This window comes from Thalassospira permensis NBRC 106175 (assembly GCF_000714555.1).
In the GTDB taxonomy this organism is placed as follows: Bacteria; Pseudomonadota; Alphaproteobacteria; order Rhodospirillales; family Thalassospiraceae; genus Thalassospira; species Thalassospira xiamenensis.
On sequence record NZ_AUNC01000045.1, the window covers coordinates 144,428 to 157,992 of the forward strand.

General features: G+C 57.6%; 12 protein-coding genes. 5 read left to right on the top strand and 7 right to left on the bottom strand.

Going from position 1 to position 13,565, the window contains the following annotated elements:
- Positions 1 to 160: 160 nt before the first annotated feature.
- Entirely contained in the window at positions 161 to 1,048 is an 888-nt protein-coding gene (gene yghX, locus SMB34_RS17430) for a YghX family hydrolase (protein ID WP_037991922.1), read from the top strand.
- Between the two features lie 150 nt (positions 1,049 to 1,198).
- Positions 1,199 to 1,834, top strand: a complete 636-nt coding sequence (locus SMB34_RS17435) for a class I SAM-dependent methyltransferase (protein WP_037991924.1) — start codon at positions 1,199 to 1,201, stop codon at positions 1,832 to 1,834.
- A gap of 50 nt (positions 1,835 to 1,884) precedes the next feature.
- On the opposite strand, the gene SMB34_RS17440 is transcribed toward SMB34_RS17435, so the two are convergent.
- The 4 genes from SMB34_RS17440 to SMB34_RS17455 all read right to left on the bottom strand — a co-directional run bounded on the left by SMB34_RS17440 (position 1,885) and on the right by SMB34_RS17455 (position 5,699).
- The gene (locus SMB34_RS17440; RefSeq protein WP_205618064.1) at positions 1,885 to 2,811 is read right to left on the bottom strand and encodes an ABC transporter permease; all 927 of its coding nucleotides are present in this window, start codon (positions 2,809 to 2,811) and stop codon (positions 1,885 to 1,887) included.
- Between the two features lie 3 nt (positions 2,812 to 2,814).
- The gene (locus tag SMB34_RS17445; protein ID WP_037991928.1) at positions 2,815 to 3,594 is read right to left on the bottom strand and encodes an ABC transporter ATP-binding protein; all 780 of its coding nucleotides are present in this window, start codon (positions 3,592 to 3,594) and stop codon (positions 2,815 to 2,817) included.
- 80 nt (positions 3,595 to 3,674) lie between these two features.
- Positions 3,675 to 4,661, bottom strand: a complete 987-nt coding sequence (locus SMB34_RS17450) for an ABC transporter substrate-binding protein (RefSeq protein WP_037991931.1) — start codon at positions 4,659 to 4,661, stop codon at positions 3,675 to 3,677.
- A gap of 135 nt (positions 4,662 to 4,796) precedes the next feature.
- Positions 4,797 to 5,699, bottom strand: coding sequence for an AraC family transcriptional regulator (locus SMB34_RS17455; RefSeq protein WP_037991933.1), 903 nt, complete (start codon positions 5,697 to 5,699; stop codon positions 4,797 to 4,799).
- Positions 5,700 to 5,857: 158 nt separating this feature from the next.
- On the opposite strand from SMB34_RS17455, the gene SMB34_RS17460 reads away from it, so the two are divergent.
- The gene (locus tag SMB34_RS17460) at positions 5,858 to 6,613 is read left to right on the top strand and encodes an SDR family oxidoreductase (RefSeq protein WP_037991934.1); all 756 of its coding nucleotides are present in this window, start codon (positions 5,858 to 5,860) and stop codon (positions 6,611 to 6,613) included.
- Between the two features lie 6 nt (positions 6,614 to 6,619).
- Here SMB34_RS17460 and SMB34_RS17465 read toward each other — a convergent pair whose 3' ends face one another.
- The 3 genes from SMB34_RS17465 to SMB34_RS17475 all read right to left on the bottom strand — a co-directional run bounded on the left by SMB34_RS17465 (position 6,620) and on the right by SMB34_RS17475 (position 8,948).
- Entirely contained in the window at positions 6,620 to 6,988 is a 369-nt protein-coding gene (locus SMB34_RS17465) for a VOC family protein (protein WP_037991936.1), read from the bottom strand.
- A 17-nt stretch (positions 6,989 to 7,005) separates the two neighbouring features.
- Positions 7,006 to 8,166: a hypothetical protein gene (locus tag SMB34_RS17470; RefSeq protein ID WP_037992039.1), complete on the bottom strand. Its 1,161-nt coding sequence runs from the start codon at positions 8,164 to 8,166 to the stop codon at positions 7,006 to 7,008.
- Positions 8,167 to 8,339: 173 nt separating this feature from the next.
- Positions 8,340 to 8,948: a TetR/AcrR family transcriptional regulator gene (locus SMB34_RS17475; protein ID WP_276202149.1), complete on the bottom strand. Its 609-nt coding sequence runs from the start codon at positions 8,946 to 8,948 to the stop codon at positions 8,340 to 8,342.
- Between the two features lie 228 nt (positions 8,949 to 9,176).
- Here SMB34_RS17475 and SMB34_RS17480 point away from each other — a divergent pair, with 228 nt between their 5' ends.
- Complete coding sequence (locus tag SMB34_RS17480) at positions 9,177 to 10,367, top strand: efflux RND transporter periplasmic adaptor subunit (RefSeq protein ID WP_007090711.1); 1,191 nt, start codon at positions 9,177 to 9,179, stop codon at positions 10,365 to 10,367.
- 24 nt (positions 10,368 to 10,391) lie between these two features.
- Positions 10,392 to 13,538 (top strand): efflux RND transporter permease subunit, encoded by a 3,147-nt coding sequence (locus SMB34_RS17485; protein ID WP_037991939.1) that lies wholly within the window; start codon positions 10,392 to 10,394, stop codon positions 13,536 to 13,538.
- The last annotated feature ends 27 nt before the right edge of the window (positions 13,539 to 13,565 follow it).

Sequence of the window (13,565 nt, forward strand, 5' to 3'; positions counted from 1 at the left end):
TTGGTTTGCGCATTTTCGCGCCGGGAGGAGGGAGGAGGTGAACTGGTTCACCGATAGCGGATTTGTGATTTGCCTGCCGATGCGGATTGCCGAAAACTTTTCGCATTCCTGCCACCAAACTCATGATTTCCGCCCCGGTTAATACCGAAGGGAGCCTGTGATGAACCGTTTGACGGCCAAAGATTTCTCGCCGCAATTGCTTGAGCTTTATGATTTTTATGCGCACGGGATCATTTCGCGGCGCGAATTCCTTGACCGGGCCGCGAAATATACCGTCGGCGGGGTGACGGCGATGTCGGTTCTGGCGTCGCTTAGCCCGGATTATGCGCTTGCGACACAGGTCGAGTTTACCGACCCCGATATTGTAGCGGAATATCTTATGTATCCGTCGCCCAACGGCCATGGCGAGGTGCGCGGCTATTTCGTCAAACCGGCGAACGCGACCGGCAAGCTGCCCGGTGTGGTGGTGGTGCACGAAAATCGCGGGCTTAATCCCTATATCGAGGATGTCGCACGCCGGGTGGCCAAGGCGGGCTTTATTGCCCTTGCCCCGGATGGTTTGACATCGGTTGGCGGATATCCCGGCAATGATGACAAGGGCCGGGAATTGCAGCGACAGGTCGACCCGACCAAATTGATGAATGATTTCTTTGCCGCCATCGAATTCCTGACCGCGCATGAGGCGACCACCGGCAAGATCGGTATTACCGGTTTTTGTTATGGCGGGGGTGTTTCGAATGCGGCGGCGGTGGCTTATCCCGAACTGGGGGCGGCGGTGCCGTTCTATGGCCGTCAGGCGGACGTGGCCGATGTGCCGCGCATTCAGGCGCCGTTGCTGTTGCATTTTGGCGAGCTTGACACGCGGATCAATGAAGGCTGGCCCGCATATGAGGCGGCATTGAAGGAACATAACAAGGTTTATGAGGCCTATATCTATCCCGGTGCCAATCACGGGTTCCATAATGATTCAACGCCTCGCTATGACGAGGAACAGGCGAAGCTTGCATGGGATCGCACGATTGCGTGGTTTAATAAACATCTGAGCTAGGCTGCGGTGCAGCCCGCACATTCGCAGCAGCCCGGCGGCCAATATTCCGCCGGGCTGTTTTGTTTTCGATGTGTGCTTGACGGGGACTGCTTTTACGATACATCATAAGTTACGTGATTCGATGTGGTTTGTGATGAAGGAGCATTTCCGATGCAGAACGCGACCGAAAGGGCGGAAAACCCGGTTGAATTCTGGGAAGATCATTACCGGACAAAAAAGACCGATTATTCCGGCAATCCGGGGGAATTGCTGGTGCGGTATGTCGCCGACCTGACGCCGGGGCGGGTGTTGGATATCGGCTGTTCGCATGGGGATGATGCGCTTTGGCTGGCCGGGCGGGGCTGGGATGTGACGGGGGCGGATATTTCGCAAACCGCGATTGAGCGGGCGCAGAAGCGCTTGGTGGGGAGTGATTTCTCTGGCCGGGTTCTGTTTGTTGCCTGCGATCTGGAACGCGAGATGCCGGATGGGGAATATGATTTGGTGACCGCGTCCTATTTTCAGTCACCGGTCGCGCTTGCGCGGGCCGATATTCTTCGGCGTGCAATGGCAAAGCTGGTGCCGGGCGGATATTTCCTGTGTATCGCGCACGCATCGGCCCCGCCGTGGCGGAAGGGGAATGGCGAACACCAATTCCCGACCCTTCAGGAAGAGCTGGACGGGCTTGATCTTGGACCCGATGAGTGGATTTTGCACAAGGCCGGGTACGCGACGCGCAACGTTACCGGGCCGGAGGGGGAGAAAGCGGAAGTGAAGGATATCGTGCTGTTTTTACAGCGTGGTTGATTTCTGACGACATGGAAAGGGCGGGGCCAATTGACCCCGCCCGTTGTTTTTCATTCGCGGAACTTTTCGCGGGCGGGTGTGCCGCCGCGCCCGCGTTTGAGGCTGGGCAGGGCCAGCATGGCCAGCACGAAAAGCCCGGTTGCCAGTTTCAGGTCGGGCGGAGGCATCCCGGCGGCCAGGCAAAGCGACACCAGTTGATAATAGATGATCGCGCCGACAAACGGGGCGAGGAGCTGGCGAAAGACGCTTTGTTTGCCAACGATGGCCTCGCCGATCATGAGGGCGGCCAGACCGTTGATCAGGATGCCAAGGCCCATATTCACATCGGCAAAGCCCTGTGACTGGACCATAAGCGCGCCGCTGGTGGCCGAAAAGGCGCTGGCAAGGCCAACACCGCCGATGGTCGAAACCCAGACGGAAATGCCCTGGGCCTCTGCCATGGCCGGGTTGGCACCGACCGCGCGCATGGCTGTGCCCTTTTCGGTTTTGAAAAACCAGTTAAGCGCCACAAACACCGCCGCCCCGATGATCCCGGCAATGATGATCTTGGCCGCCGGGAAACCGGGGGTGACAAAGGGCGCCCAGTCAAACACCGAACCGGTGCCAAAGATCGACAGGTTCGATTTGCCCATGATGCGCAGATTGATGCTGTAAAGCATCGTCATCATCAGGATCCCGGCCAGAAGCGTGTGAATGCGAAACCGCAGATGGATGAGTGCCGTACAGCACCCGGCAGCAAAACCGCACAGAAGGGCCGCGATGATGGCGAGTGCCGGATTGACCCCGGCGGCAATCAGAACCCCGGCAACACAGCCGCCCAGCGGATAGGCGCCTTCGCTGGTGAGGTCGGGAAAATGCAGGGTGCGGAACGGGATCATGATGCCCATGACGACGAAAGCCAGGATCAGGCTTTGTGCCAGCGTGACCGGCACGAGCGCCATATAGCTTGTGAAGGTCGAAGAAAGGAATTCCATCATCAATCAGGCCCCCAGCAACATGGCATCGGATTTGACCGAGAAATGATCGATCAGCTTTGCCACCGTGACACCGGCCTTTTCTTCGCCGCCGATTTCCAGTTTGACCTTTCCGGCATCCAGCATGATGACGCGATGGCCGTAATCGACCGCGTGCTGCATGTTATGGGTGACCATCAGGGTGGTGAGTTTAAGCGCATCAACCGCGCGCACGGTTGCCCCCATGACAAGGTCGGCGGTGCGCGGATCAAGGGCGGCGGTATGTTCATCAAGCAGCAGCAGATCGGGCGATCCGCCGACCGCCATGATGAGGGATAGCGATTGACGTTGCCCGCCGGAGAGCAGTTCAACGCGGGTATCAAGCCGGTTTTCAAGCCCAAGACCCAGGATCGACAGGCGTTCCTTGTAATCCGACAGACGTTTGGCATTAAGCCCACGGGCGAAGGTGCGGCTTTTGCTGCGCAATTCGGCCAGAAGCATGTTTTCGGCCACCGTCATGCTGGCGGCAGTGCCGAGCATCGGGTCCTGAAACACGCGCGCAATGCGCATGGCGCGTTTATGCACGGGCATATTGGTGACATCATCGCCATTGATCAGGATCTGACCGCGATCAAGGGGCATTGCGCCGGAAACGGCATTTAGCATCGTGCTTTTGCCCGCCCCGTTGGAGCCGATGACAACACCGAATTCGCCGGTCTGGAGAGTAAGCGACAGGTCGTCCAGCGCGATCTTTTCGTCGGGCTGGCCTTTGTAGAAGGTTTTTCGTGCAGACCGGATTTCAAGCATCCGTATCCTCCGTAAAGCAAAATTGGCGCCCCCCGGTGATGCCGGAATGCGGGGCGCCAACAAAAAGACGAGGCCGGAATTTATTCGACGATGCAGCCGCAATCGTTGAATTCGGCCGGGATTTCGATGCCAAAGGCGGCGGAGGCCTTTTTCGAAATCATCGGGGCGTGGTTTTCATAGGATGGTGCGGATGGCGGAATGGTCGCCGGGTCCTTGCCATTGAGGATTTCAGCCGCAATTTTACCGGCATTCAGGCCGACCTGTTCGTAATCGACCGAGAAGCTGGCAGGCACGGTGCCATTGGCAACCGCCGAGCTATCGGAATTGACAATCGGAATGCCGATCTGACGCGCAGCGGCGGATACCGCAGCAATTGCCGGCTGGATCAGGTTTGAGGCCGGGGTATAGATGACATCAGCCTTGCCCGCGACGGCGGTGATGCGCTGCTGAATGTCATTGACGTTATCAATGCCGACCGGAACAACGGTAAAGCCTGCGGCGGGGGCGAGTTCCTGAACCTTTTCAAGCAGGGCAACGTCATTGGCTTCGCCCGGGTTATAGGGCAGGGCAAGGCGTTTGGCATCGGGCAGGAATTTGTGGGTGAATTCAAGAACGGCTGCGATGTCCTGAAGATCGGACGCGCCGGTCATGCCGTCGTCGCCCTTATCCCATGACGGGACCAGTTTGGCGGCCACCGGATCGGTCACGGCGGAAAACACGATTGGAATGCCCGAACCCGCCAGTGCCTTTTTGGCGATCTGGGAGACCGGGGTGGTGATGGTATAGATCAGTTTGGGATTTTCGGCCTGCAATTTCGCGATCATCTGGGGCACCAGAGACGCATCAAAATTGGTGTGGCTTTCGGAATAGACAACATCCGTGCCCTCGGCAAAGCCGTTGGCGGCCATGGCTTCCTTGAAGCCCACGATGGACGCGTTAAGCTGCGGATGTTCGCCGAAATTGGCGATGCCGACCTTGATCGGTTCGGCGGATGCGCTGTTCATGGCGGCAATCATTGTACCCGCGATCAGAAGGCCTGAAAGCGCACCGGATTTGAAAAGTTTCATTGAATGAGGCTCCCTGATTTATTGGGTCGGCATGTGGCAGGCCGACCGTGCCACCGGATCATGCGAAGTTCGGCACGGCCCGTCAACAGGATGTCACATGATCGGGTGTACAATTATCAGGAAAAGGGAATGTTGTTATTCGGCGGCCTTTGTTGCCGGGATTTGTTCCTTTGCGCTATCGCGGTCGGTGGCGGGCGGCATGCCGAACATGCGACGATATTCGCGGGTGAACTGTGACACGCTTTCATAGCCGACATCATAGGCCGCCCGGCTTGCGGTCATGCCTTCGGCCATGATCAGGCGGCGGGCTTCGATCAGGCGGAGCTGTTTTTGAAACTGCCGCGGGGACAGCGAGGTGACGGTTTTGAAATGCTGGTAAAACGAGGACGGGCTCATGCCGGCCGTGGCGGCAAGCCGGTCCACCGGCAGGGGGTTGCTGAATTCTTCGCGCAGAATGGCGACCGCGCGTGCCACGCGCTGGGTATGGCTGTCGGGCCAGCCAAGCTGGCGGATGGCGGCACCATGCGGGCTGGTCAGAAGCCAGTAATGCAATTCGCGGATTAGCGATTGATGCAGCATGGGAACGGCATCGGGACGATCCAGCAAGCGCATCAGGCGAAGGGCGGTATCGGCGACCTCGGCATCGGTGGGGGCGACAATGACGGCGGCATCATCGCTTTGCGGCGGGGTGCCCATCTGCAATGACAGGTCGGCAATCACCGATGGATCAAGATCAAGCACCAGCGACATATAGGGCGCATCGGGACTGGCATCGGTGATCTGGCTTACGGTCGGGACATCTGCCGTGATCAGAAGGGTATCACCCGGGCGCAGGGTGAAGGTCCGATTGCCAAGGGCAACCTGTTTGCTGCCCTGAAGGATCAGGCAAACCAGCGGGCGCGAGATCGCATAATCCAGCCCGCTTGGCGTGACGGACCGGATGGTCGTCAGGCCGGGAATGGGTGTCTGGGCCAGTCCACTGTCGATGGCGCGGGTATCAAGCCATGACCGGACCGAGGTGAGAAGCGCGTTTGTCATGCCATGATCCTAATCCCGATTGATGTCGTCGTAAATATGGTTTGGAGGATTAGGCTAAGTATGCCGAGGTTCCGGCAACGACGGACGGGATAGGGCGGCAGTATAACGGACAACACCAAACAGCGTGAACCAACATCACCAAACCAAGGAGTTGTCCGATGACCAAGATTTCAATTGTAACCGGTTCCAGCCGTGGCCTTGGCCGCAATACCGCCCTTGCCATTGCGCGGCACGGCGGAGATGTGATCGTGACCTATCACAGCCGATCTGACGATGCCGATGCGGTGGTTTCGGAGATTAAGGCAATGGGGCGGAAGGCATTGGCCTTGAAGCTTGATGTTGCTGACATTTCCAGCTTTGCCGGTTTTGCCGAAAACCTGCGCACCGGATTGCGCGACATCTGGGGCCGGGACACGTTTGACCATCTTGTCAATAATGCCGGTCATGGCGACATGGCATCGATTGCCGAAACCTCCGAGGCACAGTTCGACAAGCTGGTTGATGTGCATTTCAAAGGGGTTTTCTTCTTAACGCAGGCTCTGTTGCCGCTGATTGCTGATGGCGGGCGGATCGTGAATCTGTCTTCGGGCCTGACAAAGGGGGCATTCCCCGGATTTTCCGCCTATTCGGCGGTCAAGGGCGCGGTCGAGGTGCTGAGCCTTTATATGGCCAAGGAATTTGGGGCACGCGGCATTGCGGTCAATACGGTCGCACCGGGCGCGATTGAAACCGACTTCCTTGGCGGTGCGGTGCGCGATACCCCGGATCTGAACAAGGTATTTGCCGAAATGACGGCACTTGGTCGGGTCGGCGTGCCTGATGATATCGGTCCGATGATCGCAAGCCTGCTGTCGGAAGACAATCGATGGGTCAATGCCCAGCGGATCGAGGTTTCCGGCGGACAGGGTATCTAAGCCCGGTCAGGAACGGATTGCAAAGGCCCGGCTGGAAATCGAAACCGGATTTCCGGACGGGTCTTTCATATTGGCGAATTGATAGCCATCCGCCTGATGGATCGGGCCGACATCAACGCCACGGGCCACCAGTTGCTTGCGGAAGGCGTCGACATTCTTGACGTCAAAGACCAGTTTGATGAGCGACTGGCCTTCTTTCTGGCCCTTGCCCGCGGGATGGAGCATCAGGATCAGCCCATCAAGGGCAGGTCTGAGTTCGACGATGCGGTCACCTTCGAGGCGGATGGCCTTATAGACGAAAAGATCGCAGTAGAAATGGACCATTTCGTCGATCTTTTTCGTGTAGATCACGATCCGGTTGCAGGTCGTCGGCATCAGGTTTTCCGTTTCTATCAGCTGCCACTTGCGGCGCTGAATACCGTTACGCCATTCACGACAATCCGGCCATCGCGCAACAGTTCGACATCGTAATTCGTCATGCCTTGTTGGCCGGGTTCACCGGCGGCAAGGCCATCGACGGCAAAGGGCACCAGCGCGCCCAGCAGGGTCGGGCTTTGCGGGGTGCCGATCAGGTCCTGAAGGCGTTCGCGTCCGATCAGGTCAAGGTCAAGCTGGCCTGCAAAGCCGTAGCGCGCGGCCTGCTGGGCGATGAATTCACCCTTGCCCAGTGCTTCGAGGCCGCGGCCTTCGACATATATTTCATCAATCTTGACCGGGGCACCGTTATCGGCGGCCTTTTGCCAAAGCTCGTTGGCGATCTGGCGGCGGGCGGCGCGCGGCGCAAGACCGGTCAGCATATCATTGAAGCCCTTTTCAATGACTGGTTTGGCTTCGAGCCATGGCAGGCCGGTGCTGCTGCTTTTGATGCGCACGGTGCGCGGTTGCAGCAGGCTTGGCAGCCAAAGGCCATCATGGGCGTAGTCCAGATGGGTTTCGCCATTTTCGCCGGGATAGAGCAGGAAGCTTGTCGATTTGACCGCGCCGCGTTTTTCGCGGTTCGGGCCGGTCCATTCGGCGGCCTGCCAGGAAATCCGGGCTTCGTCAGGCAGCCATCGAATGACAAGTCCGTTCATCAGCCAGTGTTTGCGCGTGATCGGTTCATCACCAATCAGGAAATCGGCGCCGCCGGTGAAATTGACCGCCGTGCCGTTTATATAGTTCCAGCGCAGGCTGCCGAGCGCCTTGCGCATGGTCAGTTCGCGCTGGTCACTGGTGGCATCGGCCAGCATCTTTCCGCGTTCGGGCAGGGCAATGTCGATATCGACCTGATTGGCGATATCGGTATCGCTTAGCGTTACCCGGACATCTTCAAGGGCCAGTTCACGCGCGGTGCTGTAGCCGCTGAGATCAAGGCGCACACCGTCATAGGTGAAGGTGACCGCACCGTTGCTGTTTTCCGCGGATGTTTCGGTTGCGGAAATGCCGTTTTGCATCAGGATTCCATCCATGATTTCGCGCGCCTTTTGCGTTTCAAGCGCAAAGGCATTTGCACCGGCGGCGCAAATGGAAATCAGAGAAACACCAATGCCGATGACAATACGGCGTACAGGCATGATCAAGGCCCCTATGGGTAATGGTTCGAACGGTTCCATTATTTAGCGCAAATTTGGTGAAGATGGGGCAGGGATTGTGGTGAGGACAGGCGAAGCACAGCAGAAGGACACAAGTATGACATGGATCACATCTTGTCCTGGCTGTCATCTGGAAAGCATGGGGGCGTTGCCGGTCAGTCGGTGGCGCAGCCGATTTTGTCACGCTTGCTTTCGACGGTGACCCCGCACAGGAAGACCTCGACGGCGCGTTTGACCCTTTTTGTGATCTCTTCCTCACTGAGTTTCGGAGGAGAGATCATTTTCATCACCTGATTCTGCCAGTCGCCGACAATCATCGCATCGAAAATTTCGGCATAATGATCGGGATCGTCGATGATAAGATTACCAAGGTCGTTCTGGCGTTTCAGGTAGTTTGCAAGGTGTTTGCGCGTGCTTTCGGGGCCGACTTCAAGGAACTTCTCAACCATTGGTATGAAATGCTGTCCCTCGGAGAACAGAATCTGCGTGAAGCGAACGGCTTCCTCGGTTAGTATCTTGGTCGATAGTTTAAAGGCGAAGTCGGTCAAAGCGTCACGAGGGGGGAGATTGGATTCCAGCGAAATATGCAATTCCGCGGAAAACGCCATGCACCGTTCTGTCATAACGGCAGTCAGCAACCCATCCTTTCCGCCAAATGCCTCGTAGAGAGTTGTACGGGAGCCACCGGATCGAGAAATTACGTCATTTAGCGTAACGCCAGAAAAGCCTTTCTCCAGCAGAAGCTGCCATGCAGCATCCATCATCGCGCGTCGCCGTGCGAAGCCGCGACTGGATTGTTTTCCTTGGGTTTCTGACGTTTCGCTCATGGTTTTTCGATCTTTTCTGTCGACGTTGTTTTTGGCTCTTGATCGTGCAGTGCACAATGTGTACTGTACCGTACAGTATTTAATAATTCAATGGCAAAGCTGCCTGATATTCCCCGGCACGGCAGCGCTGCTTACAGGACTGTGAGAAGGAAAATCATTTTGTCGATGCGATCTTGTTTGAAACTTGCAGGCGTTGCTGTGCTTGCATTGATGGTTGCGGCCTGTGACGAGCAGAAAGAAGCGCAACAGTCGGATGCCAGCGCACAGCAGCAACCGCAGGCAACGCCGGTTGGTACCGTGACACTTGAAGCGCAGACCGTCGGTCTGATCGAGGAAATGCCGGGTCGTACCGTTGCCTTCCGCAAGGCTGCCGTGCGCCCGCAGGTCGATGGTATCATCAAGGAACGCAACTTTACCGAAGGCGCGTTTGTTGAAGCCGGTCAGCAGCTTTATATGATTGATCAGGCCGTTTACATGGCGGAACTTGACGCGGCACAGGCGGAACTTGCCAAGCAGCGCGCGACCCTTGATCAGACGACCAAAACCCGCAAACGATACGAAAGTCTTGTGAAAACCCAGGCGGTTTCCGAGCAGACCTTTGACGATGCGATTTCGGCAGAAGCCCAGGCAAAAGCCGCGGTTGCCGCCGCGCGTGCGCAGGTCGATCAGGCGCGGATCAATGTGGAATATACCACCGTAACCGCCCCGATTTCCGGCCAGATCAGTTCGTCTGATGTGACCGAAGGTGCGCTTGTGACCGCCAACCAGACCGAAGCACTGACCACGATCACCCAGCTTGACCCGATCTATGTCGATGTGACGCAGGCCGGTGGCCGGTTAATGAAGATCAAGCAGGCGATCCAGAACGGCCGCATTCAGGGTGTTGAAAACGGCAAGATCGAAGTTGCCCTGATCATTGATGCGACCGGTGTTGAATATCCCCATACCGGGACGTTGCAGTTTTCCGACGTATCGGTGAATGAAACCACCGGAACGATCCGTCTGCGCGCGGTTTTCCCGAACCCGGATGGTGTGTTGCTGCCGGGCATGTTCGTGCGTGGACAGGTGCGTCAGGGCAAGCTTGATGGGGCCTTCCTTGTGCCGCAGAAAGCCGTGATGCGCCGCCCGGATGGCACGGCATATGTTTACACCATCGGTGACGGCAAGGTCGTTTCCAAGGATATCCAGATCGAACAGTCGCAAGGCGAGAACTGGGTCGTGACAGACGGTGTTTCGGATGGCGAACAGCTGATCGTCGATGGCATTCAGCGTATCGCACCGGGGGCGCCGGTAACGGCGCAGCCTGTCGAGAATGCGAATGCTGGCCAGGGTGCCGCCCAAGGTTCAGCCCAGTAAGCTGACGATTAAGGACGATTTCTAATGGCAAAGTTTTTTATTGATCGCCCCGTCTTCGCCTGGGTTGTGGCCCTGGTGATCATGCTGGCGGGGGGGCTGTCCATTTTGCAGCTGCCGATCGAGCAATATCCGTCGATTGCGCCGCCATCGGTGCAGATCGAGGCGACCTATCCGGGTGCTTCGGCGGAAACCGTTGAAAACACGGTGACGCAGGTCATCGAACAGGAAATGAACGGGCTGGATTACCTGCGCTATATGTCGTCGAACAGTAGTGCGACGGGGAGTGCATCCATCACCCTGACCTTTGAACCCGAAGCCGATCCCGATATCGCGCAGGTGCAGGTGCAGAACAAGTTGCAGGCCGCCATGTCGCGCCTGCCAAGCGAAGTTCAGCAGCAGGGCATCACGGTTTCGAAATCAAGCGGTTCGTTCCTGATGGTGGCGGGCTTTGTGTCGGCCGATGGTTCGATGAATGCCGAAGACCTTTCGGACTTTGTGGTATCGACCATCGAAGACCCGATTGCACGTGTGAACGGTGTCGGTTCGGTTCAGGTGTTTGGTGCGCAGCATGCGATGCGCATCTGGCTCGATCCGAACAAGCTGATTTCCTATAACCTGACGGTTTCCGATGTCAGTTCGGCAATCGAAGCGCAGAACACGGAAGTCACGGCCGGTCAGATCGGCGGTGCGCCATCAGTACCGGGCCAGCAGATCAACGCGACGATTACGGCGCAAAGCAAGCTTACGACCGTTGACGAATTCGCCAATATTCTGCTGCGTGTGAATACGGATGGTTCGCAGGTCCGTCTGGGCGATGTGGCGCGCATCGAGATCGGTGGCGAAAGCTACGAGGTCGTTGCGCGGTATAATGCACAGGCCGCTACCGGTATCGGTATCAACCTTGCGACCGGGGCCAATGCGCTTGATACCGCCGAGGCGGTGAAAGCCCGCCTTGAGGAGCTTAAACCTTTCTTCCCGCAGGGGATGGAAGTTGTTTATCCGTATGACACGACCCCGTTCGTCAAGGTTTCGATCGAGGAAGTGGTGCGGACCCTGTTTGAAGCCATCGCGCTTGTTTTCGTCGTGATGTTCGTGTTCCTGCAAAACTGGCGCGCGACCCTGATCCCGACGATTGCGGTGCCGGTGGTTCTGCTTGGTACGTTTGGCGTTCTGGCGGCGTTCGGATATTCGATCAACACGCTGACCATGTTTGGCATGGTGCTGGCGATTGGTCTGCTGGTCGATGACGCCATCGTTGTGGTCGAAAACGTCGAACGCGTGATGCATGAAGATGGCTTGCCGCCGCGTGAAGCAACGCGCAAATCCATGAGCCAGATTACCGGTGCACTTGTCGGTATTGCGCTGGTTCTGTCGGCGGTGTTTGTGCCGATGGCGTTCTTTGCCGGGTCGACCGGGGCGATTTATCGCCAGTTCTCGATCACCATTGTTTCGGCGATGGTGCTGTCGGTGATCGTGGCGATTGTCCTGACACCGGCCCTTTGCGCGACCATGCTTAAGCCGTCCAAGGGCGATCCGCATGCCAAAAAGGGTTTCTTTGGCTGGTTCAACCGCGGGTTTGATAAAACCAACAATTTCTATCAGGGCAGTGTCGGCCATGTTGTGAACCGCAAATGGCGTTACCTGTTCGTTTATGGCATTCTTGTCGGGGCTTTGGCCTTCCTGTTCGTGCGTCTGCCGGGCTCGTTCCTGCCGGAAGAGGATCAGGGGATCATGTTCTCGATGGTTCAGCTGCCGGCCGGTGCCTCGCAGGAGCGGACGGTCGAGGTTCTCAAGAAGCTCGAAAAGCACTTCATGGAAGACGAGAAGGAAGTGGTGAACGGTATCTTTACCGTGGCTGGTTTCTCGTTTGCCGGGAGTGGTCAGAATGCGGGTATCGCCTTTGTGAACCTGAAAGACTGGTCGGAACGGACATCGCCCGGTCAGTCGGTTGAGGCGGTGATCGGGCGGGCCTATGGTGCCTTTGCCCAGATCCGCGAAGCCATGGTCTTTGCCTTTGCCCCGCCTGCGATTATCGAACTGGGCACGGCGAACGGCTTTGACATGCAGTTGGTGGACCGTGGCGGTGCGGGGCACGATGCCCTGATCGCGGCACGAAACCAGTTGCTTGGCATGGCGGCACAGGATCCGCGTCTGGTCGGGGTGCGTCCGAACGGCCTGAATGATACACCACAGTTCGACATCAATATCGATCAGGAAAAGGCAAGCGCGCTGGGTGTCAGTATTGCCGACATCAACCGCACGCTGGCAACTGCCTGGGGCTCAAGCTATGTCAACGACTTCATCGAGAAGGGCCGTGTCAAGCGCGTCTATATGCAGGCAGATGCGAAATACCGCATGATGCCCGAAGATATGGATCATTGGTATGTGCGCAACAGCCACGACGAGATGGTGCCGATTTCGGCCTTCTCGACCACGCAGTGGACTTATGGCTCGCCGCGGTTGGAGCGCTTTAACGGTCTTTCGTCTGTCAATATTCAGGGGCAGGCGGCACCGGGCGTTGCATCGGGTGATGCGATGACGGCAATGCAGGAAATCGTTGCCAAGCTTCCGGGCGGCATCGGCCTTGAATGGCAGGGGCTTTCCTATGAGGAACGCGAAGCAGGCGAACAGGGCCCGGCCCTTTATGCCCTGTCGATGATCGTGGTCTTCCTGTGCCTTGCCGCACTTTATGAAAGCTGGGCCATTCCGGTTTCGGTGATGATGGTCGTGCCATTGGGCGTTTTGGGGGCCGTGATTGCAGCGCTGCTGCGCGGGCTTCCCGATGACGTGTACTTCCAGGTGGCGATCCTGACCACGATTGGTCTGTCGGCCAAGAACGCCATTCTGATCGTCGAGTTCGCGCGCGAACTTTATGATCAGGGGATGGGCCTGCTTGAGGCAACGGTCGAGGCCGCGCGCCAGCGTCTGCGTCCGATCATCATGACCTCGATGGCCTTCACGCTGGGCGTTCTGCCGCTTGCGATCAGTACCGGTGCCGGTGCGGGGGCGCGTATCGCGGTGGGGACCGGGGTGATGGGCGGCATGATTGCGGCCACGATCCTTGCGATCTTCTTCGTGCCGCTGTTCTTTGTGCTGATTGTTGGCACCTTCGCCAAAAGCCGTTCGAAACGCGGTGATGTGAAGGCGGCCCACGAACATCCCGCGGAATAAACCAAAAAGCAAAGCCGGTCTGAATTA